The organism is Methyloterricola oryzae (genome assembly GCF_000934725.1).
Classification (GTDB): domain Bacteria; phylum Pseudomonadota; class Gammaproteobacteria; order Methylococcales; family Methylococcaceae; genus Methyloterricola; species Methyloterricola oryzae.
Genome location: NZ_JYNS01000017.1, coordinates 13,770 through 36,038, shown reverse-complemented (window position 1 = coordinate 36,038; position 22,269 = coordinate 13,770). Strand labels below are relative to the sequence as shown.

Genomic DNA, 22,269 nt, shown 5'->3' with positions numbered 1-22,269 from the left:
TCATCACATCTCACCAATCATGGAGTAGCCCACATGCACGAAGACCTCCAACGCCGCGAGTTCCTGGCCACCGCCGCAGCAGGCGCAACCCTCGCGGCCCTGTCGCCAAGCGCACTGGCAAGCAAAAGCGATGCCGACGTCGCGATCCCTCCCCTGCAACTTGCATTCGCAAGCCAACACCAGGCGAAGCCTTTGCCTTTTGACCCAGCCAAGTTGGACGGAATCTCTGAAAAACTGATCAAGTCCCACTGGGAAAACAACTACGGTGGGGCTGTAAAAGCTCTCAACGCCGTCAAGCAAAAATTGGCTGAACTACTTCAGGACACCAACCTTCCGGCCTATTTCTACAACGACATCAAACGAGAGCAACTGGTTCGCAATGGGTCCGTGGTTTTACATGATCTCTACTTCGGCAATCTCGGGGGGCGCGACAAACCGGACGCCTATCTCGAGAAGGCATTCAACGAAGCCTTTGGATCCGCGGCAAATTGGGAAAAGGAATTTAAGCGCATCGGCAACGGTCTCAGCGGGGGGTCAGGCTGGGTCGTGCTGGGGCTCAACCTGCACACAGGTCTGCTGGAAAATTACTGGCAATGGGACCACCAGCACGCGCCCAGTGCCACCCTCCCGGTCCTGGTCATGGACTTATACGAGCACGCCTACCAGATGGATTACGGTGCCGCGGCGCAGCAATACATCGACGCATTTTTTCGCAACATCAACTGGGAAATCGTTTCTCAACGCCTGGACAAGGCCCGGCGGGCCCGCGCAGTCCTGCTGATGGATAACTCCCGCTGAAATCATCTGGCATAAGCTGCTCGTCGCGGGCCCAGTCACGGGGAGATAGATCTCGGTGACTGGGCCTTTCCACACCAGCCATCTGGAGTGCGGCCACCAATTCGTTTACCGCCCAAGCCAGGTCGAGGCAACGCCTTGACGTCGCTGCCTCATCAACTCACCAAAATTCCTGGAAGCCGGGGCGGTCAGCCCCCTTCCCTGTATCGTTTCCAGCACCCCTGCTTAAGGCATGCTCGCTCATCAGCAGTTGAGTCTGGCGCGTTTCATGCCGGCAGTGTCGGAGGGGCGCGAAATGCTTCCATAAAAGCAATGCATCTATTTGTTAATTCGATTGTTATTTAAGAACCCAGGTCATTTTCAGCATCCAGGCTGAGAGCCGAAAAGCTGGCCCGCGAATTGCGATGAGGGCATCACGTGTCCTTATAACAAGCGTGAGCATCGAGCCAATGACCAGCCCCGGAAAATCAATCCCGCAGTCTCGACGACATCCCCGGCGTGAAGCCACCACCAATCACCGTTCGGCACTCGCCCTGGCTGTTTCCTCGGCAATCGCGATAGGCGATCCGGCATTCGCCGCCAATGACAAAGTCGTGGAGGACTTGCAGGCGGAAGTCGCACGCTTGAAAGAAGCCCTCAAAAAAAAGGACGAAGAGCTTGCGGCACAAAAGTCAGCTACGCCGATTCCACAGGGCGAAGAAATTCCGGTATCGGCCCCGCCCGGCTCTGAGCTTCCTGTTAGCGAACCACCCGGAACTCCTGCTATTGCGGAGGCTCCTCCAGAAGAACCCAAGGCACTCGGTGAAGTGGTCGTCCGAACCAACCGGGGTCTAAAAAAATTGCATGATGTGCCCAAATCGGTCTCGGTCATCACCGGCGAACAATTGCAGGAAACGGGCGCTTATAACCTTGCCGACTTCTCCAAACGCTCCGCCAACTTGAGTCGTGATACCGGAAATCCCCGTACACTGGCCTTGTCCATACGCGGCGTCGGACGCAAGGGCATCACCGAAGCACAAGATCCCAGCGTACTGACTGGAGTCGACGGCATCAGTTTCGCTTACAACTCACTGGCCACATGGGATCAAGTGGATGTTGAGTCGATCGAAGTCAACCGCGGGCCCGGCGGAACCTATGGCGGCAAGAACTACAGCCTGGGCAGTGTCAACATCACAACCAAGGCACCCTCCTTCACTTCTGGGGGGCGCTATGCCATGCGATACGGTATCAACGACACATTCTACGGCGACGCTTCATACGGTGGTCCGCTGATCGATGATTTGCTCGCGTGGCGCGGCACCTTCTTCGTCCACAAGCAAGCGGGCGTCTATCAAAACGACTACGACCTCGGGCGACGCACTTATATCGACACCAACCAGATCTCAGGACGTACCCAGTTTCTGTTGACTCCTTCGGACAATTTCACCGCGCGCCTGCGAGTCGATGTGGAGCCCAAGACTCAGCAGAATTTCAACGGTCTCAACTTTTTTCATCCGCTACCCGCGACCTACACCGATGGCAATGGCTGGAACGCCACCGCCACCGCCGATAACCGCTTGCAACGCGGCTATTTCAAACAATTGCCGGGTTATGGCACCACGAGCTATTACAACTACTACAACGGCACTCAGAACAACGACAACCAGCAGCCCTTGCAGACCGGCATGCATGGCGTGACCGGCGACATGAACTGGAACCTTGGTTCTCATACCATCACCTCGATCACCGGCTGGAAAGACTTCGATTTCGACGCGCGCAATGACGAGGGCACGCCTTACGACGTCACTTTGCAGAGTGGCGGTGGCGTACGCTATGAACAGTTCTCCCAGGAATTGCGGCTTGCCTCGGAAAAGGGTGGTCTGCTGGACTACGTGACGGGTCTTTACTACATCAAGACGCAAACCGAAGTGGACGCCAAAAACGGCTGGGGATCCGATGCCGGCTACTGGTTTGCAGGCGGCAACCCGCAGTTGTATGACAACCCTGCCGGCACCCAGGTGCATAGCGGCCCCATTACCGGACGCGTTTACACCAAGTATGTTTACGATCCACTGGCGAACGGCAAGAGCCTGGAATATGCAGGCGTCTATGGCCGTCTGACTGCCACACCGGGCGGGCGCTATCTGTTAGGCGACGCATTGAACGGGCTGCGTACCAATGGTCAGCAACAGATCAAGAACGAAAGCCCCGCCGTCTACGGCACTGCCAACTGGCACGTCACCAATGACTTGACCGTCACCACGGGCCTGCGCGCCACCTATGAAGACCGCACCACCACCGGTTGGAAACAGATTACCGACAATGGTTATGGCGGTATTCTCAACCCGAGTGTCTCGACCTTCGGCGTTAAGTTGGGCGGCTTCGATTCCATCAACGTTTCGGCAGCATCCGCAGGTGGATACAATGCCATCGGCCCCGATGGTCGCTGGCACACCTACAACTACGACAAGGACTTCAACCCCAAAGTCGATTTCAACACGTATGTCGTAAACAACAAGATCGTCAGCAAGGAAAAGTGGGTCAAAGCGGGGAAACCAAACGACGCCACGAGTTATGCCACCAACGACGGCTTTTACACCAACGGTCAGAAGAAGGGGCTGGGCACCGATGTCAGCAACGCCTCCAAGGTCGAGGGTGAAAGCAATATCATCCGTGTCGTCTCCGGAGCCAATGGCACCGCGATCACCACGGATAAGGCTCACTATGACCAGGCTCTGAAAGCGGCCAACCGCGCTGCGAAGAAATACTTTGGTACGGACAAGACATGGGACACCCTGACCCCTGCCCAAAAGCGCCAGATTGCAGATGCCCAGAACCTGCGCAAGGCCCAGATCGGCCCTGTCTACAACACCGTCACAGCAGAGCCCTTCCGCAAAGTCCAGCTCACGTCCCTGCTTAGTCCTCAGTTCAAGATCAATGAGGAAATGACGGCTTACGGCACCTGGCAACATGGAGAAAAGGCCGGTATCGCACAAATCGTCAACGGATTGTCCATGCAGGCTAAACCGGAAGTGACCGAGTCCTTCGAAATCGGCCTGAAATCCTTCTTCTTTGATAATGCCCTGACCATCAATACCGATGTGTTCTATATGGACATATCCGACTACCAGCAGGCCATCCAGGTCGTCGACCAGTACACCACGGACCTCAACAACGATGGCACCCTCTACTACACGACCGCGACTTTGAACGCCAAGAAGGTCAAGGCCTGGGGTGTCGAGTTGGACGGCGTGTACACGGGGCTCCCCCATACATCCCTGCGTTTCGCCGCGGCTTACAACGATGCCTGGTATGCGGACTTTAAGAACTCTCCCTTGGCACCCGAGCAGGATCCAACGTCTCCCCAATACAAAAATAATCCCTACCAGGATCTGTCCGGCAAGCGGCTGCCAGGAGCGTCACTATTCTCGTTCAACGTGGGCGGCGAATACCGCTATCCAGTGTTCGACGGCTACGATGCCCACACCAGCCTGAATTACGCCTTTCAAACGGGCTACAACGCCGACGTCACGCTTTCAAAATACGGTTGGGTGAATGGATACGGCCTACTTGATGCCGCTATCGGGCTGGGCCGTAAAGATCGCACCATCGACATTAGCTTCTTGGTTCGCAATTTGCTTGATACCCAACCAATCGCCCAAGGGTCCCAGACCGGAACTCTGCAAACCGCGCCTCGTTGGTATGGCGTGGTTTTAAGCGGACAGTTCTAAACAATAGCGCCGGATTGACCCGGCGTAACACCGTGCATGTCTCCTCGGCGTCCCTGCCGGTATTTGATGGGCCCTCCTAGCGGGCCCTTTTTTTAATGCCATGAGCCTCAGAACGACGAAAGAAAGCTGGCCCACATGAATTTCGGCACATCAAGCCGAAGCGGAGAACTCGAATGAAGACCAACTTGTTATTGCTGGCCTGCGTGTCGGCCGCGGTTATGGCGAACCGCGCCCATGCAGAAGGGCCCCTGCCGATCGTGAGTTATGAAGGCCTCCTGCCGCAAACAGAGAGCCCTGCCTTGAGTAAACGCATCAGTTTCAGCCTGTACGACACGCAGGACGCACAGACAGCGTCATGGGGACCACAACAGTTCGACAATGTCGCCATCCTTAACGGACGATTTAACGTTCTCCTCGGCACCACCGATACGTCCGGCCGCCCCTTGCCGGACCTGTCAGGCTCGGCACCCCGCTATCTCGCTATTACGGTGGACGGGCGCGAACTGCAACCGCGACAACGACTTCTCGCAGCGCTCTCCGGACTACCCGCATCGCAGACTTCCAGTACCGCTGCGACTCCTGATCGGCCTGATCCTCCGAATCCTAGCGTTCCGGTTGGGAGCATCATCGCTTATTGGAACGCGCAAGCACCGGCAGGCTGGCTTCCGTGCGACGGATCGAACATACCTGAGGGCCCCCAGTACGAGAAGCTCAAACAATTGACCGGTCAACGGGTTCCCGACTTGCGAGGACTGTTCCTTCGCGGACTGGGACAGCACGAACAGTCTAGCTACAGATATCCAGGCGATGTGACGCGACGTCTCGGTGAGTTTCAGTTGGACGATTTCAAAGCGCACGCCCACCCATTCGATGACTATACATTCTCCGAAAACACGGGCACCGCTGGTAACGCGTGGGGTCATTCAGGACGGTCAGATATCGATAACTCACCGGGCAGTCCCTTCAAACACACGACCGCAATTGTCGGCGGCGAGGAGACACGCCCAAAGAACGCGGGAGTTTATTGGATCATCAAATATTGAAGGACGGCGATCCCTGAATGTGTTGTGCCCTCGCTGCGCGGCCGACAGCTGCCCTGTTTGCGAGACAACAGTGTCTGACTGACGGGTGTTGTTCCAGAGGCAGTCATTGACGTCAAGACAGAACCCGACCAGCGCGGGTAAACGCGCCCGAAGCAATCCGTTGGGCAATATATCTTCACGCCCCACGGCGGATTGGTCTTGCACTTGCTGAAGTGATTGCTAGAGGAAGATTTTGGAGATGTCGAATGTCCGAACCAGACGAAGCCTGTTGCGCAATCATCATGACCGACGTGGACTTAAAATCCCATTTCAGAAGTTGTCTGGACCTTGCAATCGCCAAGAACCGGGTCGCCATCAATGATGCGACCGTCGGGTACCTGGTCAGCCTGCTGGTTCACTTTAACCATCCAGAAAATCTGTTCGAAACGATGCCTGACCGTTTAGTGGAAACGCCGTTGGCAGCGATGTTTTCGCAAGCCACACAAGCCCGCAGCCCAATTCAACGCAATCGAGCCTTGCAGCGCCTAGGCGATGTCGCACTGCTCGTCGCAGGCGTGTTTTCAGGAGGTCTGTCTCGCAAGTTAATCGACGTGGATTACTTCGTTGTCGTGGGGAAAGCGGCCTATGGCCGCCTGAGTGAACACAGCCGTCGACCGCCCCAAAGCCTTATATTCAGGGGCATTTTCGAGGAATTATCGCGAAAGTTTCTGGCATTGGTTGATGTTTTCGCAGACGTAGCCGAGCAAAACCGGCTCGCAGCCCCCGATGACCCTCTCAGGCTTTACGAAATCTGGGCCAGAACCGGCAGTCCGAGAAATGCCCGCAAGCTACAAGAATTGGGCTACACGCCCATGCGATGCAGGAACTCGAGTCACCCCCACTGAACACTTCCGTCCACACTCATCATGCATCGAAGAAATTGCGAGGAACTTTATCCATGACTGTTCAGCCTGCGCACCGCATCGCCAACCTTTCGCAATCTGACATTCGCCACATGACTCGACTGTGTGAGCACTTGGGCGGCATCAATCTTGGTCAAGGGCTGGGTGACTTGCCCGCACCACTGGAGGTCCAATTCGGCGCGATAACGGCTATTCGCGACGACCACAGCAGTTACGCACTTCCCGAGGGCATCCGTCCACTGCGCCAAGAAATTGCGAAAAAACTCCTGCGGGACAACGGCTTGAAAGCAGATCCGGAATCCCAAATCGTTGTCACAAGCGGTACGACGGGTGCATTTGCGGCGACTTTGGCGGCTCTCCTGAATCCAGGTGATGGAATACTGTTGTTTGAGCCCTTCTATGGATACCACCTGAATACGATCATGCTCAGCGGCTTAGAGCCACAGTTTTTAACACTAGAGCCGCCCCGCTTTGCCCTCGACGAAGAGCGCCTGCGCGCAGCCATCAGGCCAAACACCCGCGCCATCGTCTTGTGCACGCCATCCAATCCCAGCGGAAAAATGTTCAGTGAAATTGAACTGCGCGCATTAGAGCGGGTGGCGGAGGCTTGCGACCTCCTGGTCATTACCGACGAAATATACGAGTACATTACCTTCGACGGACGCCAGCACATTTCGCCCGCCTCGGTTGGAAACCTCGGGCAGCGCACGGTGAGTATCATGGGATTCTCGAAAACCTTCAGTGTCACCGGCTGGCGCCTGGGTTACCTGTTCGCGCCGGAGAAAATTGCAAGAGCCATCAATCTGGTCAACGACTTGCTATACGTCTGTGCTCCAACCCCGTTGCAATACGGGGTCGCCGCAGGCTTTGCCGCGCCACCGGCACTTTTGCGCGGAATTGCGACCGAGTACCAGCGGAAACGGGAAATCCTATGTGAAGGCCTCGACCATGCCGGCCTAACGCCCATCGTCCCAGAAGGCGCGTACTATGTCCTGGCTGATATTTCAAAGTTTGGCTATTCCGATGCAAAATCAGCTGCTCTGGCGTTGCTGGAACAGGCCGGTGTAGCAGCCATTCCGGGAAGCGCCTTTTATCGCAGCACTGTAGGAGAATCTCTGATCCGATTCTGTTTCGCCAAAGACGACGGAACTTTGCAGGAGGCGGCGAAGCGAATGCTGCGCTTTCGGGCAGCCTGACAACGTCCCACACCACCTCGGGAAACAGCGAAAGTGCGTTCCCTGCCTCCCGAAGCGATGGTAGATCTACTTGAGGCGCCCTTTGATACCCGGCGTCAACAGATCCACTTTGTAGGCCGCTCCCCGTCCAACGACGTAGAGGGTCTTTTTGTCTTCGCCGGCGAAGGCCAAGTTCTGAGGCTTTTTAGGGATGGGAATGACGCCCAAGGCATCACCCTTCTCTGAGAGCACCTCCACACCGGCGTTTGACGCGACGTAAAGACGGCCTGCGTCGTCCAGGGCCAGTCCATCCGCGCCACTGGACCAACCGCCCTCGCCGTTTGACCAGCCCTTCAACTTGGCAAAGTCCTTCCTGGCGCCCAACTTTCCGGGCGACGCCAAATCATAGGCAAGGATGGACTCACCCTGCGTGTTGGCCACGTACAGCACTTTCTGATCCTTGGACAACTGAATACCATTGGGACGCTCAATGTCGTTAACCAGGCGAGAAAGCTTCCCCGCCGGTGAGAGGTAGTAAACACCTGGTGTCGATGGGGGCGGATTGGGATTGTCTTTAGAGGGACGTGTCCCGCTGTCCGTGAAATAGATGCCACCTTCCTTATCCTGAACCAGGTCGTTTGGGCGTTGAAACGGCTTCCCCTCGTAGTTGTCAGCAAACACCGTTTCCTTACCTATCGGATAGATGATGCCCACTTGAGGTTTAAGCGTCTGCACCGCAACCAGTTCGCCGTTGCTATTGAACGCCAAGCCATTTGCGCCGTTGCTGTTCTCCAAGAAGGTAGCTACCTTGTTGTCCGGGGTAATGCGCACGATCCGGTTAGCCTGGGTCTCCGTAAACAGCAGGCTTCCGTCAGTCAGTCCGATGGGACCCTCCGTGCCGGTAAAGCCGTCCTTGATCAACTCGACTTTTGTATTGGCCCCCGCCACGCCGGGAATTGGCGGAGTTACGACTTCCTCCGCCAATACTGGAATGGCTAACGCCATGGAAGCCACCAATGGCAAAAGATGGCACAGACCGCGATTGATCGGCATACGTTTCTCCTTTTCAAGTGATGGGATCGCGCTGGGCGCGCGATGATGATTGATGATTCGGGGGCGCCGTGCTCCCCATAGCCCTTTCAGCAGTAACTATGCCGGAGGCAGGCGTCGCGCAGGACGACTGCAATTCGCGGCGCTTAGGCGCTTTCAGCGATGTACTGCGACCCCAATGACTCCATGATTTTCGAACAGATGTTGACTCGGAGACGATTCTGATGGGCGGCTGCTGCCAAATCAGCAACGGCGGACTGCGAGACGCCACTTCGCGAACCACAAATACGTTGCTTTTTGTGGCAATCCAGTGATCGATGAGGACTGGCATCGTGGTTGCTAATTCAATTGCATCACAACCAAATCGAGCCAGACCATGAAGACCGCAACCGTGACGCCATTACGTTCAAAAGACATCAAGGAACTTAATGACCTGTTCAATAATTTGAAGCGACCCTACGGAAAAGGGGAGGTTGTTCGCTTCAACCTTGCCTACCAAAGACTCTATCCAAAGCTCAATCGTCTAGAACGGCAACACGCCGAGGCCCTGGTCGATGCGATGATCGCGGATCTGGAAAACGACAATCTCGCATCGCACATCTATGGCGTCGTCTGAAATTGGAGCCGGCTCGACACTCCGCGGATCCCCCGGTGCCACCTGTCGGTGGCACACGCGGTTGGAAGCTTCAGGCTGAATTACTCTTCGACGTCTTTGAGACGAAAGGAGTCGTGGCAGCTCTTGCAGGTTTGGCTGAGCTTTCCGAACTGTGTCTTGACCGCCGCCACGTCGCCGCCGGACGCCAACTTGACAAGTTCGAGCGACTCCTTTCGAAAATCCTCGGCGAGCTTTTTGACTTCGTCCGGTTTCTGGAAATAATCCGGCTTCACCCTTGTTTTTTGCCAACCCACTCCCTGCTCCGTTCCTGGACCGTACAGCGAATTCAAATCAGAACCGGCGATTGCGGCTATGGCCGACGCAGCAGCGCCGACCTGTTCCTTGTTGAACGTGTCCGGATGCTGGACCTGATTTTTAATCTTTGCCAAGTTCCAAGCGGCGAAAGAATATGCCGACTGCCGAAAGCGAATCTGATCTTCGATCTGGCCAGCAAAGGAAGCGCTATAAGCAGTGGACAGTAAAGCTAGTACAGTGAATCTCGCGGTCATCAAGTGCTACTCCAAATTGGTCGAATTGGGTCATACCCACGGCAAGAATCTGCAGTTGCCGATTAAGGCTTCTTTGCGCTTAACGCCTGCACGATCTCCAAGGACTTCTCGACGTTCTCTGCGGGCTTCAGACCACCCAGAGTCGCAGCAATTTTTCCATCCGACTTGACAATGAACGTGGTGCGCTCGGCAAAGCCATGGTCAATGTCCACCCCACGGCTGTCTTTCTTGCCGGGCGCTGCGTCACGAACGGAAAGGTCGTAGGACCTTGCGATTTTTCCGTCGGGGTCTGAGGCAACTGCCACTTTCCCTGCGCAGTACTGCGGATCGGCGGAGAAGTCGTTCAGCCGGGCGATACTATCCAGCGAGACGCCGATGATGCTGGCGCCCGCCGCGGTGAACTTTTCGTGATTGACGGCAAACGTGTGCGCCTGGATATTGCACCCGCCGGTAAATGCCGACGGATAGAAATAAACAACGACAGGTCCGTGTTTGAGGGAATCTTTCAGGGAATAGTCGAAGGCCTTCCCTGCCAGGGAGGCCAGAGTGCTGAAATCTGGCGCTGCATCGCCCTCCTTGAGCGCCGCTTGCCCCGATTGGCTAAAAATGCCGGCTACGATTCCGGCCAGAACTAGACGTCTCATGGTATCTCCTTCGGTTTGAAAATTTAGGGGGTAACTCGCGAATCAAGCTAAAGTCCCGACAGATAGTTGGCCAACTCTGAAATCTCGGCTTCAGTGAGCTGACTGGCAACACGATTCATCACTCCTTGTGGGCTGTTGTTGCGTATCCCGGCCTTCCAGTTCAGTAACTGAACACGCAGGTAGCCGCTCTGTTGTCCAGCCAAAGCTGGATAGGCAACACCACGGGAGACTCGGCCACGGGCATCCGATTCATGGCAACTGGCGCAAGCGTCAAGGTTCCGCTCCACATCTCCATAGAGGAACAGGTCTTTGGCATTGGCGTCGGGGCCACCCGCGCCATCCTCCTTGGGCCTGGAACGGCTCGCAAAGTACGCCGCGATGTCGGGCAAATCGGTCTCAGACAGGCCCTCTGCCATGGCGTTCATGATTCGGTGGCGTCGCGACTGAGTCCGAAAGTCCGACAACTGCTTAATCAAATAGGGGGCGAACTGGGCTGCCAGGTTTGGAACCCCAACCACATTGCTCACGCCTTCTTCACCATGACATCCCTGGCACAACTCGGATTCCGACTTGGCCTTCCCAGCGACAGGATCCCCAGTGCCGATCCGCAACCGGATTGCTTCTGGATCCTCCGCCAATTCTGCGGCGACGCCGACCGAGCAAATCCCGGCGAGCGCCATCAGCGCCGCGATCGTATTCAGCTTCACGGTCAATCAGTCGTCGTGATAGAGCTTGTGGCAGGCTTTGCAGGTACGTCCAAGCTCCGCGGAAGTCTGAACCGCCGTGCCGAAATCGTTGATTGCAATTGTCTGCTGAATGGCCGCCACAAGTTCACGGCTCTTGTGGGCGAGATCGACTCCGTCCTGGGCATCACCCTTCTTCACAAAGAATTCTTCGATCTCTGCGAAATAGCCGGCCAGGAGGTTGGCATCCGTGTTTGAGGACTCCGCGTTCTGCAAGGTCAGGTTGGACGTCAGGCTCTTGTGGGTGTCTTCCACCGTCTGCATGAAATCCTCGTCAACTTCCGCTCTGGCCGGCCCGGCGAGGCTTGCCAGCCCAAAGAACAAGCTGGTAACAATGATGGTCTTGAACATCGAGAAAACCTATGGACCAGGGACTTTGCCCCGTCAGTAACAGCAGGAGACCGTTCGCGCCGGTTATGGACGCGACGGTGCCCCTAAAATTCAGCCGATAGCCACAAGCAGCACGAGGCCCCCGGGCCGCCAAGCGGCGGTCCCAGGCAACATCCTTTGTGGCAGGGGAATGGACCGGGAAGACATCCTGTCCGCCGGGTCCTTTGGGATCACCCTGCGCAGTGGTGATTAAGTCAGACCAGCAATTCCTTCACCACCTCGCCGTAGACCACCGTCGGACGCTCGGCACGGCCCTTCTGCATGTAGATGGTCTTTAGATGATCAAGTCCAAACAGTTGCAGCACGGTCGCATGCAAGTCGTAGGTGTCCACCTTCTTGCCTTGAGACTGCAAGCCCAATTCATCTGTTTCACCAAACGTATAGCCCGCCTTGACACCGCCGCCCGCCAGCCATTGCGTATAGCCCCAGGGGTTGTGATCCCGGCCATTGCCGCTCTGACCGTACGGCGTCCGTCCGAATTCAGAGGTCCAAACCACCAGAGTGGTCTCCAGTAGGCCGCGCGCTTCCAAATCGGCAAGCAGACCCGCGATGGGCTTGTCCACGGAGCGGGCGTGTGTGCCATGATTGTCCTCCAAGTCTTCATGGGCATCCCAATTGCGCTCTTGGCCCTTAATGTCCTGAGGTCCTGTGACCACCTGGATAAAGCGTACGCCGCGTTCTACCAGGCGCCGCGCACGCAGCAAGTTGGTGCCATAAGCCTTGGTCGCTTCGTTGTCCAATCCATACAGCGCCTTGGTTGCATCGCTTTCCTTGTTTAAATTGACCGCCTCTGGTGCCGAGGTCTCCATGCGATACGCCAGTTCGTATGAATTCAGGCGCGCCTGAAGCTCAGTGTCTTCGGGATGTTGCGACGCCTGGTGGCGATTCAGCCGCGCCAAAAGATCCAGGTTCTCGCGCTGCTGACCCGCCCCTACCAACTCGGGGCGTTCTACATTAAGGATCGGTACAGGACCGGGCCGAAAGGCAGTGCCCTGATATACGGCCGGGAGAAAGCCGGAACTCCAGTTCACGGAGCCCCCAGTAGGTTCCTTCTTCCCGTTATACAGCACGACATAGGGTGGCAGGTCCGGATTTGCCGAACCCAGTGCATAGGTGATCCAAGCACCCAAAGATGGACGGCCTGGCTGCAAGTCGCCAGTGTTCAACTTCAGAATTGAGATGTCATGGGTTGCACCTACGGTCGTACTCGATTTTATGAAGGCAATCTTATCCGCGTGCTGCGCAATGTTCGGAACCAGGTCCGAGAACCAGGCTCCGCTCTCGCCATACTGCTTCCAAGTGCGATTAGACGCGAACAGCTTGCCTACACCGCCCTGGGTGCTCGTTTTGATACCCTTGAGAAATGAAGCTGGTACCTCCTGACCTGCGCGTTTGACCAACTCCGGCTTGTAGTCAAACAGGTCGAGCGTACTCGGAGCGCCATCTTGGTGTAGCCAGATCACCGACTTGATCTTTGCGGGGAAGTGCGGTTGCTTCGGCGCCAGTGGATCGACAACGTCGGCCGCCAGCACTGAAGAAATGATGCCGCCACCCGGCAGGAGACCGCTAACGGCGAATCCACCTATGCCGACACCGGTAGTCATCAAAAACTGTCTGCGCGATTGTTTCATTTATGTTGTCCTCTCGATGTTCAATGGGTTGCGGCTAGAAGCGATAAACAAAGTCGTTGGAGTTGGCCACGGTGTGCACCAGATCGACGAAGGCGGCAGCACGCAGGGGGTTTTCGACCCTGGGCACCCCCGTGGGCACCGCCAATGCGAACTTTCCATCGACAGACTTCTCCAGAAGCCCCTTTTCGTGGTTGTTCAAGAAGGACAGCAACGTGGACTTTTCCTCCTCGTCGGGTTTGCGCCCGAACAGGATTTCGTACAAACGCTCCAATTGCGCGGCCTCATCCTTACCCGCCTCGTTGATCACCCGCCCGGCCAGCGCCTGTGACCACTGAAAGACCTGATCGTTGTTGTAAAGAGTCAGTGCCTGAAGCGGAGTAGTCGTCACGTCGCGCTTGCTGTGCACTTGCTGAGCCGAGGCCATATCGAAGGTCTCCAAGAGCGGGTATGGCACGCTGCGCCGGGTGAAGATGTACAGGCTGCGTCGGTAGGGTTCCTGGTCGGCCTTATCGGCAGCCCATAGGTTTCCTGCCTCAAGTCCGGTTGGCAGCGGCGCGTAAACGCTGGGTCCGCCGATCTTGTTATCCAAACGGCCGGACGCCGCCAGCAAGGAATCGCGAATCTCTTCGGCTTCCATGCGCTTACGCGGGAACACCGCGAGAAGCTGGTTTTGGGGGTCCGCTTTGGCAACATCCTCTCTTGGCTCGGAGGCCTGGCGGTAGGTGCTCGACAAGACGAGTTCCCGGTGCAGTTGCTTGACGCTCCAGCCCTGCTTGACGAAATCATCCGCAAGAAAGTCCAGCAGCGCCTGGTTGATTGGCTTGTCGCCCGCCTTGCCGAAATCGCTCACGGTACGGACGATGCCGGTGCCGAACAGGTTGTTCCAAACCCGGTTGGAAAAGACGCGGGCAGTGAGTGGGTTCTTCTCGCTGGTCAGCCAGTTGGCCAGGGCAGTCCGGCGGCCTGATGAATTAGCCGTCGGGATTATTGCCGGTTTCTCGTCGGTAATCTGCGCTGGAAACGCCGGCTGAACCTCGTCTAGGGGGCGCTCATGATTGCCGCCAAAAAACACGAAGGTGGGCGGTGCATCAGCATGACCCAACTCAGTTGCGGCCGTGAAGGTGTTCGAGTTCTTCGGCTTCTGCTTCTCGAATTTTTTTAACTCTTCCGTCAATTCCTTATACGCTTCCCAACGGTCACGGCTTTCCGGGTCGTAGACAGGGCTGTTCTTGTCAATGGTCTCGCGCAGATACTGGGAGAACTCATCATCCGACGTCACACTTTTCCAACGATGGTTGACCCAGCGGTCGTGTGGCGACCACTGATCCTGCGCCTTGAACAGTGATTCACGGCTATCGGTCAGATAACGCTCTTTCTGATACTTCACCGCTTTCTCGTAGACCGGGGCCAGAATGGCTTTCTGCTTGTCTTTAATTTCCTTGACGATTTCGTCATATTTGGCCTTGTCAGCCTCGTACTTCAGATCGACTTCGCCTTTCAGCTTGACGGGGATCTTTTCGTCGAAACTGGTGTTTGCAAAGAAGGCCTGGAGCGAGTAGTAGTCCTTCTGCGTGAATTTGTCGGTCTTGTGGTTATGGCATCGGGCGCACTGGAAACTTGATCCCAGGATGGCGGTACTCACCGTATCCACGATGTCGGTGGTTATCTGGTATTTGCGCTGCACCAAATCACGGGAATTAGAGTTGTCCGGGTAGTTAGCCAGGAATCCTGTGGCGACCAGGGTCTCCTGATTGTTTGGATCGATTTCGTCCCCGGCGATTTGCTCCTGAATGAAACGGCTGTAAGGCTTGTCATCGTTGAAAGCCTTGATGACGTAATCCCTGTAACGCCACATGTTTGGACGGGTGTTGTCGTTCTGGAAACCAGCGCTGTCGGCATAACGGGCGAGATCCAGCCAATGGCGGGCCTGGCGCTCTCCGTAGCGTGGCGAAGCCAAGAGTCGGTCGACCAGTTTTTCATAAGCGTCCGGGGACTGGTCGTTGACGAAGGCATTGACCTCTTCCGGAGTCGGAATAATTCCCCAAAGGTCAAGAGTCACTCGGCGAATGAGGGAAGCCCTGTCCGCTTCCTTTGATGGCTTGAGCCCTTTCTCTTCAAGCTTGGCGAGGATAAACGCATCTATCGGCGTGCGGACCCAGTCCTTCTGCTGAACCTGCGGAACTTCGGGCCGGACCACGGGCTGCCAGGACCACAATTTGGTCGCGGCCGGCTTGACCTCGCCGGAAGCCGGGGCTGGCGAACTACTGGCAACCTCTGCAGCCTTCTCCGATGATGCACCGGACTGCGAAGGCTTGCCTTCGCTGCCGATCTTCTGCTGCCACTCGGCAGCGGCCTTATCGACATCCGATATCGGCTTAGCCGCCACTTGCGCCGTCTGCAGATCCGCACCAACACTTTGTTGCCAGGCCTCAATGGCCTTGTCTGCATCGGTGCTCACCTTGGCCGATTCGGCCGGCTTATTGACACCTGTGGCGCCTATGACCTGCTGCCACTCATTTATGGCCCTGGCTGCCTCGGCCGGGGATTTCTCCTCAGCAGAGACGGCAGCGGCCAGCCCTAATAACACGAGAATATGTTTTTTCGTTTTCATCGATTCAGTTCCGCATTCTGCTTGAACCCATCCAATACCCCTGAGTCCGGAGGATTACCGCCGATAGCGGAAACTCCGGCCCCAATCCAGGGAGGCGTAACACAATGGACTAAGGCAAGAGACGTGCCTTCGCCTGCATTACTGAATTTAAACGATGGACTTTCAACGAGTTGTGTCGACTTATGGCGATCTATGCCTGAATGATCGACCGTCAGAACGTTGGAAGTGTTGAACCGGGAGCAGAACCCTGGTGCCTCAGCATCAAATTGCTGGATTGCTGCTGAAATTCCGACCAATCGATCGAATGGAGCGGGTGCGGACTGGACGGTGCCATGGCGGCACCCCCCGCAAGCTATTGTTGTCCAGCAAGCAGCCCGCCACCACACCTGATCGCGGGGCAACACGACACGCAGCGGGCAGCCGCGGGCCCACGTAGGGACCCCAGGGGAAATGACGTCTGCCGCCCTGGCACATCATTTGATTAAGGCATGGGAGACATCCCGCCCGTGTCCCGCCATACGCCCAAAGGTCCTGCTCTGGGTGAGGCGCTGGTTCAATGTGTGGACCTTCTCGCCGAACACCTATGGAGAAACGAGTCTTGCCCGCCCAAAAGCATCCTCGCAGCAAGCCACTCGCTACGCGCAACTTGATGAGCAGCCCGGCACCCAGCCTGATTTGGATGGGCGTATTTCTTGTGGGCGTGTGCGCACTCGCGCTGCTGGTGAGCGAACGCTTACTCGCAATTTTCGAAGCCAACCCTTTTTTTAATGGCGTTATCCTCACGGTGCTCGCCGCGGGAATCACCATCAATGCAAGACAGATCCTGATCTTGTCCGGGGAGGTTCACTGGATTTCCTCTTTTCGAAGTTCCAGCTCAGACCAGGCCCCGGTCGGCGAGACACGCTTGTTGACCCCCATGGCTCGCATGCTCGCGGGGCGTGATCGAGGACGCTCAGCCCTGTCAGCCGCTTCCATGCGAACCATCTTGGACAGTGTGCAATTGCGGCTGGAAGAGTCGCGCGACCTGTCCCGCTACTTGGTTAGCCTGGCCATCTTTTTGGGCTTGCTGGGAACCTTCTGGGGGCTGTTGCTTACCATCAGCGCCGTTTCGGACATCATCGGCGCCCTCAGCAGCGGCGAGAATGCCATCAATATTTTTGCTGCGCTCAAGGAAAACCTGCAGCACCCTCTCAAGGGAATGGCTACCAGCTTTTCGACTTCACTCTTTGGACTAGCCAGCTCCTTAGTCGTCGGCTTCCTCGATCTGCAAGCCGGCCACGCCCAGAATCGCTTTTACAATGAACTGGAAGAGTGGCTCTCCGGCATGACCCACCTGGCCCCGGCTTCCGCCCCCGCAAGCGATAGCTTCGTCTCCCCTTTTGTTCAAGCGCTACTCGCACAAACCGCAGAGAATCTGGAGCGCATGCAGCGCACGCTGTCCCAACTGGAACGATCCCACCGCGACGCCGACGAACGCGTCGACATCTTTGCGTCGCAGTTTGAACGCCTGAATGAACTACTCGAGCGCGACATAGTGCAGCGCCAAACCAGCTGCGCAGTTCAAGACGAACTCAAAAACGTGTTACGCCAGATTGCGAGCCAGTTTAAACGGGAAAGCCAACTGCCGGACGACTTGCGCAAGGAACTCCGTTTGCTGGCACGCACTGTTGCCGTCGCCTTGGACGGCTCCCGCGCATGAGACCTCGGTCTAAGCTCAGCCGAAGTCTCGAAATATGGCCTGGATTCGTCGATGCCCTAACCTCGCTGCTTATGGTTATGGTGTTCGTTCTGATGGTCTTCGCCCTTGAGCAAGCGGTTCTGTCCGAAAGCCTGGGCGGAAAGTCCCGGGCGCTTGCGGAGCTGAGCGCGCGCATCAGGGAACTCTCGGACCAGTTGGTTCTTAGCGATGAACAGGTGCGTCTGAAAGCCTCGGAAGCCGAACGGCTGGAATTTCAGATTGCCGCTTCGGACCATGAGCTCGAGACACTCAAGACGCAACAGGAAGGAGCGGATATTCAGCGCATGCGCCTAAACCAGGATGTCGCGGCTCTAATGGTGCTTAAGCGACAATTGGAGACCAAGGTCGAGCTGATTGCAGCAGAATCGGAACGAATCCGGCTTGCGCTAAAGACACAGACAACAGGCCAGGTCGCAGAAAACGAACAATCCGACCGGCTCAACTTACAACTGAGCTTGGCCCAAGAACAGGTGGCACGGCTAGCAGCCAAGCTTGCGGCCGCAAAGCAACTGCAGTCGGCGCGCGAACTTAAGCTTTCGGGGCTGCGCCGTGAACTGGACACGGCCTTGTTAGCCAAAGCGAACAGTTTGGAACGCTATCGCTCGGATTTCTTTGGAAGACTTCGCGAGGCCCTTGGCAATCGGAACGATGTCCTGGCTGTGGGCGACCGATTTGTCGTCCCTACCGATATCTTGTTTTTGTCCGGCTCCGCTGAGTTGGAACCGACCGCGATTCCAAGCCTGACTGGATTGGCTTCAACCCTGCGCGAGTTAAGTAGCCGGATTCCCGGGTCCATTGATTGGGTGTTGCGTATCGACGGTCATACCGACCAAATACCGATCCGCACAGAACGCTATCCGTCCAATTGGGAATTGTCCACGGCTCGCGCCGTGGCCATCGTGAAAAATATGATTGAACAAGGTATTCCTGCCAAACGGCTTTCCGCCAATGGGTTTGGCGAGTATAGACCGCTCGATCCGGGCTCTGGAAGTGAATCACTGGCGCGCAACCGCCGTATCGAGCTTCAACTGACCAACCGCTGATTCCCGCTCTGCTGCCTCAAGGACATATCTGCGTCCACTCTGTTGCGAGGTCAACAGGGAAATCAACACACATGCTGCTGTACGTCCACAAGTAAGGCTTGCTCGCCGTCAATCCCCTCTACAAACAGGCAATAAGGGCTTGGCACGGGATGTGCAATCCCCTACCTGTACAACATCGCTGATTCTGACTTATCCATAAAATTTAAATGAGGATACCAATGATTAAAACTAAAGCGCTTGCCACCCTGCTTCTCCTTGCAGCGCTCGCTGTTTCAACCGCGCATGCTGAAGAGGGAAGTAGCGCTCAGCAAACGGCAACCCAGCCTGAGGCCAAGCCACGTCCCTACACGTACAAAACTCCCAAGCTGGACCGTGCAAAATTCGATGCCCTTTTGGCACATCCAAAGGATCTTCTAATCATCGACGTGCGGCGGCCGGACGAACTGACCCGCATTGGCGGCTTTCCCGTCTTTCTGAGCATACAGTCCTCAGAACTCGAAAAACATCTGGCATCCATTCCGAAGGATCGGAAGATTGTCACGGTTTCTAATCATGCCGGTCGCGCCGGTGCCGCCGGCGATCTGTTAGCCGGAAAAGGCTACAAGGTGGTAGGAGCCGTTGGCGCGCAGAACTATGAGGAAGAAGGTGGCACCCTATCGCGAATTGCCCCCCCTCCTCCGAAACCTGAAAGCGCCGCATCGGCTAAGGGCAGCACGCCCACGAGTGTGAACTGAGATGCTTTGGAATCTTATCTGGCGCTGGCTGCTGGACAAGGGAAACTGGGATGACGAAGCCGCGAGCAATTAAGGGGAGAGGCGCTGCCAATCCACATGCGCGTTCCCTCTTGAATGGCGCCAAAGAACTTTTGTGGACCTCGATACTCCTGGTCTCCAGCGAAAGCGCACAGGCACTTCCTGACACAGCGAGCACCGATCAGGTCCAGGCCCGGTTGATTGCATCCATCGATGCGGTTTACCCGGGCGCGAAGTTACAATTGGGCGTAAACCAGCGAATCATCCCGAACTGGCATACCTATTGGAAAAATCCAGGCGATTCCGGGCTTCCTACAACGATTCAATGGCGGCTCCCTGGTGGGGCCACAGCCGGAGAAATCGCCTGGCCGGTCCCTTCCCGCATCACGTCAGGCCCCATCACCAATTACGCGTACTCAAACGAGGTGACTCTGCTTACCTCGGTCACAGTACCTAATACGGCAACTCCGGGTTCATTTTTTCCCATCGAGGCAACCGTCAAATGGTTGGTGTGCGAGCAAAGCTGCATCCCACAAACGGTTGAACTGGGCCTAAACCTGCCGATCGTCTCCGATGGGCAGACGGTCGGTACAGGCAATCCTCTCATTGCCAAGGCTCAGGCGAGTCTCCCGGTGGATACTCCATGGCCGATCACGGTACGAGACAACCACAATACGACCGCTTTGCAATTTGGCGGGCCGGATCTGAGCTCGTCAAAGATCGCAGAGATCAGTTTTTTTCCCGACACCTGGGGCCGGATTAACCATGGCGCGCCGCAAACATGGCGTCCCACTGAAAATGGCATAGAACTCACACTCCAACCTGGCGAGGCCCCGGTCACCGCCAAGCAGGCGCTGACCGGAGTGCTTACGATCATGGAAGATACGGATGAAGGACCGATCAGGCACGCTTTTGAAGTAGCAGCAGCCCCAGTCTCTGCTCATCCAGCCGAAAAAGTCGATGGCGAAGTGCTAAACCTCCCAAGCGCCATTGGCCTAGCCCTGCTGGGCGGCCTCATTTTGAACTTGATGCCTTGCGTATTCCCGGTTCTCTCGCTGAAGGCCCTGCATCTTCTCAGGCAGGCAGGGCAGTCGAAGAGCGCAGCGCGCTTGCAAGGGCTGGCCTACGCACTCGGGGTTCTGGTCAGCTTCGCCATTCTGGGCGGCATCCTGGTCATCATGAAGTCGACGAGGTCGGCATTGGGTTGGGGATTTCAATTCCAATCCCCTGTTTTCGTGCTGCTGGCCGCCAATCTAATGTTCGTAATGGGCCTGAGCCTATCGGGAATCATCAAGCTCGGTGGATCCTACACAGGAATCGGAAATGACCTCGCAACCCGCGGCGGCATGATTGGCAGCTTCTTCACGGGCGTCCTCGCCAGTGTCGTTGCAGCGCCCTGCACTGCCCCATTCATGGCAGCCGCGGTGACATATGCTCTCGCCCAACCGCCCATTCCGCTCCTGTCGGTGCTCCTGGCACTAGGAAGTGGCTTGGCGTTGCCTTTTCTCGCTCTGAGTTTTTGCCCGGCCATGCAGAGGCGGCTGCCAAAACCAGGCGTCTGGATGGACACGCTCAAACAGGCGTTGGCTTTCCCGATGTACGCAACAGCAGCCTGGCTGACATGGGTTCTAGCGGAACAGACTGGAAGCACCTACCTGCCGTTACTGTTGGGAGGCATGCTTGCCTTGGCCTTTGCCGCCTGGCTAATGCAAATCACGCGTACATCATCGTTGGCATACAGGCGCATCGCGACGACGTTAGCAGCACTGACCATCAGCACACCGATTGCGGGAGTTTTCTTGGTAGCTGACAACGCAGGGTTCGGCTCAGGGCAAGCACAGTCCATCGAAAAGGCGGCCAATTGGGAACCATTTGACCCGGATCGTCTGAAATCCTTGCGCGAAAAGGGCCAACCGGTGTTTCTCAATCTCACGGCAGACTGGTGCATCAGTTGCCTGGTCAACGAACGCGTGGCCCTGCATGTAGATTCCGTCCAGGATGCCTTTCGCAAATCCGGGCTGGTCTATCTCAAGGGCGATTGGACAAGCCATGACCCGCTCATCACGGAAAAGCTGGCTGACTTCGGTCGCAGTGGCGTTCCACTATACGTGCACTACCCGGCAGGCAAGAACTCTGCGCCTATTGTCCTGCCACAAATACTCACCCCGCAGACAGTCCTTTCCGCCATCGGCGCAGAGTGAATTTACGTTTTTTAACCCTCAAACAGGAGATCGACATGCGTGCAATTCAACACCTACTCCGAAACACCCTTTTACTATTCCTGACGCTCACAGCATCCCTGGCATTTGCAGAACCCGACATCGACAAGCCGGCACCCGCATTTAGAGGAAAAACCGCCGATGGCAAGTCAATCGATTTGGCATCCTTAAAAGGCAAGACCGTCGTGCTGGAATGGACAAATCACGAGTGCCCGTTTGTCCGCAAACACTATGAAAGCGGAAACATTCCACAGATTCAAAAGCAGGCGACCAAAGACGGCATCGTGTGGCTGCAAGTCATTTCCTCCGCTCCCGGAAAAGAGGGATTCGTCGACGGAGCCACTGCCGCCAAGCTCAACTCCGAACGCGGCTCCGCCCCCACCGCCACCATTCTCGATTCTGATGGCTCGATTGGAAAGCTTTATGGAGCCAAGACCTCGCCTCACCTGTTCATCATCGATGCTTCCGGCCTGCTGGTTTACAAGGGCGGAATCGACAGCATTCCGTCTGCCGACAAAGACGACATCGCCAAAGCGGAAAACTACGTCAAATCCGCCCTGAACGAATTGTCTGCAGGAAAGAAGATTAGCAAGGCAAGCACCAAGGCCTATGGCTGCGCCGTGAAATACGCCAGTTGACGCGAATTTGCCGTAATTGCC

The 22,269-nt window shown here is 56.3% G+C and carries 18 protein-coding genes; 11 read left to right on the top strand and 7 right to left on the bottom strand.

Annotated elements, in window-relative coordinates:
• Window positions 1-33 precede the first annotated feature (33 nt).
• From EK23_RS17765 to EK23_RS17740, 5 genes are all read left to right on the top strand, one after another.
• Window positions 34-798, top strand: coding sequence for a superoxide dismutase (locus EK23_RS17765; RefSeq protein ID WP_045226742.1), 765 nt, complete (start codon window positions 34-36; stop codon window positions 796-798).
• A 446-nt stretch (window positions 799-1,244) separates the two neighbouring features.
• Entirely contained in the window at window positions 1,245-4,505 is a 3,261-nt protein-coding gene (locus EK23_RS22045; RefSeq protein ID WP_158002539.1) for a TonB-dependent receptor domain-containing protein, read from the top strand.
• 173 nt (window positions 4,506-4,678) lie between these two features.
• Entirely contained in the window at window positions 4,679-5,548 is an 870-nt protein-coding gene (locus EK23_RS17750) for a phage tail protein (RefSeq protein ID WP_045226741.1), read from the top strand.
• A 245-nt stretch (window positions 5,549-5,793) separates the two neighbouring features.
• Window positions 5,794-6,432, top strand: coding sequence for a hypothetical protein (locus EK23_RS17745; protein WP_052808310.1), 639 nt, complete (start codon window positions 5,794-5,796; stop codon window positions 6,430-6,432).
• 53 nt (window positions 6,433-6,485) lie between these two features.
• The gene (locus EK23_RS17740; protein ID WP_045226740.1) at window positions 6,486-7,646 is read left to right on the top strand and encodes a pyridoxal phosphate-dependent aminotransferase; all 1,161 of its coding nucleotides are present in this window, start codon (window positions 6,486-6,488) and stop codon (window positions 7,644-7,646) included.
• A gap of 66 nt (window positions 7,647-7,712) precedes the next feature.
• On the opposite strand, the gene EK23_RS17735 is transcribed toward EK23_RS17740, so the two are convergent.
• Complete coding sequence (locus EK23_RS17735; protein ID WP_045226739.1) at window positions 7,713-8,678, bottom strand: SMP-30/gluconolactonase/LRE family protein; 966 nt, start codon at window positions 8,676-8,678, stop codon at window positions 7,713-7,715.
• A 373-nt stretch (window positions 8,679-9,051) separates the two neighbouring features.
• On the opposite strand from EK23_RS17735, the gene EK23_RS17730 reads away from it, so the two are divergent.
• Window positions 9,052-9,291: a hypothetical protein gene (locus tag EK23_RS17730; protein ID WP_045226738.1), complete on the top strand. Its 240-nt coding sequence runs from the start codon at window positions 9,052-9,054 to the stop codon at window positions 9,289-9,291.
• Window positions 9,292-9,371: 80 nt separating this feature from the next.
• On the opposite strand, the gene EK23_RS17725 is transcribed toward EK23_RS17730, so the two are convergent.
• The 6 genes from EK23_RS17725 to EK23_RS17700 all read right to left on the bottom strand — a co-directional run bounded on the left by EK23_RS17725 (window position 9,372) and on the right by EK23_RS17700 (window position 15,858).
• The gene (locus EK23_RS17725; RefSeq protein WP_045226737.1) at window positions 9,372-9,839 is read right to left on the bottom strand and encodes a c-type cytochrome; all 468 of its coding nucleotides are present in this window, start codon (window positions 9,837-9,839) and stop codon (window positions 9,372-9,374) included.
• A gap of 62 nt (window positions 9,840-9,901) precedes the next feature.
• Complete coding sequence (locus tag EK23_RS17720) at window positions 9,902-10,483, bottom strand: peroxiredoxin (RefSeq protein ID WP_045226736.1); 582 nt, start codon at window positions 10,481-10,483, stop codon at window positions 9,902-9,904.
• A gap of 47 nt (window positions 10,484-10,530) precedes the next feature.
• On the bottom strand, window positions 10,531-11,190 hold the full coding sequence (locus EK23_RS17715; RefSeq protein ID WP_235282190.1) for a c-type cytochrome: 660 nt from the start codon (window positions 11,188-11,190) through the stop codon (window positions 10,531-10,533).
• A 6-nt stretch (window positions 11,191-11,196) separates the two neighbouring features.
• Window positions 11,197-11,577 (bottom strand): hypothetical protein, encoded by a 381-nt coding sequence (locus EK23_RS17710; protein ID WP_045226735.1) that lies wholly within the window; start codon window positions 11,575-11,577, stop codon window positions 11,197-11,199.
• 233 nt (window positions 11,578-11,810) lie between these two features.
• Window positions 11,811-13,247, bottom strand: a complete 1,437-nt coding sequence (locus EK23_RS17705) for a DUF1501 domain-containing protein (protein ID WP_045226734.1) — start codon at window positions 13,245-13,247, stop codon at window positions 11,811-11,813.
• 34 nt (window positions 13,248-13,281) lie between these two features.
• A complete protein-coding gene (locus EK23_RS17700) occupies window positions 13,282-15,858 on the bottom strand; it encodes a DUF1549 and DUF1553 domain-containing protein (protein WP_082054316.1) in 2,577 nt (858 codons plus the stop codon).
• Between the two features lie 649 nt (window positions 15,859-16,507).
• On the opposite strand from EK23_RS17700, the gene EK23_RS17695 reads away from it, so the two are divergent.
• The 5 genes from EK23_RS17695 (at window position 16,508) to EK23_RS17675 (ending at window position 22,248) form a co-directional block, all read left to right on the top strand.
• Entirely contained in the window at window positions 16,508-17,557 is a 1,050-nt protein-coding gene (locus EK23_RS17695) for a MotA/TolQ/ExbB proton channel family protein (RefSeq protein WP_045226733.1), read from the top strand.
• Window positions 17,554-18,639, top strand: coding sequence for a peptidoglycan -binding protein (locus EK23_RS17690; protein WP_045226732.1), 1,086 nt, complete (start codon window positions 17,554-17,556; stop codon window positions 18,637-18,639). Before EK23_RS17695 ends, EK23_RS17690 begins: the two co-directional genes overlap by 4 nt.
• A gap of 218 nt (window positions 18,640-18,857) precedes the next feature.
• A complete protein-coding gene (locus EK23_RS17685; protein ID WP_045226731.1) occupies window positions 18,858-19,373 on the top strand; it encodes a rhodanese-like domain-containing protein in 516 nt (171 codons plus the stop codon).
• Between the two features lie 50 nt (window positions 19,374-19,423).
• The gene (locus EK23_RS17680; RefSeq protein WP_082054315.1) at window positions 19,424-21,592 is read left to right on the top strand and encodes a protein-disulfide reductase DsbD family protein; all 2,169 of its coding nucleotides are present in this window, start codon (window positions 19,424-19,426) and stop codon (window positions 21,590-21,592) included.
• A 35-nt stretch (window positions 21,593-21,627) separates the two neighbouring features.
• Complete coding sequence (locus EK23_RS17675) at window positions 21,628-22,248, top strand: redoxin domain-containing protein (RefSeq protein WP_045226730.1); 621 nt, start codon at window positions 21,628-21,630, stop codon at window positions 22,246-22,248.
• Window positions 22,249-22,269 lie beyond the last annotated feature (21 nt).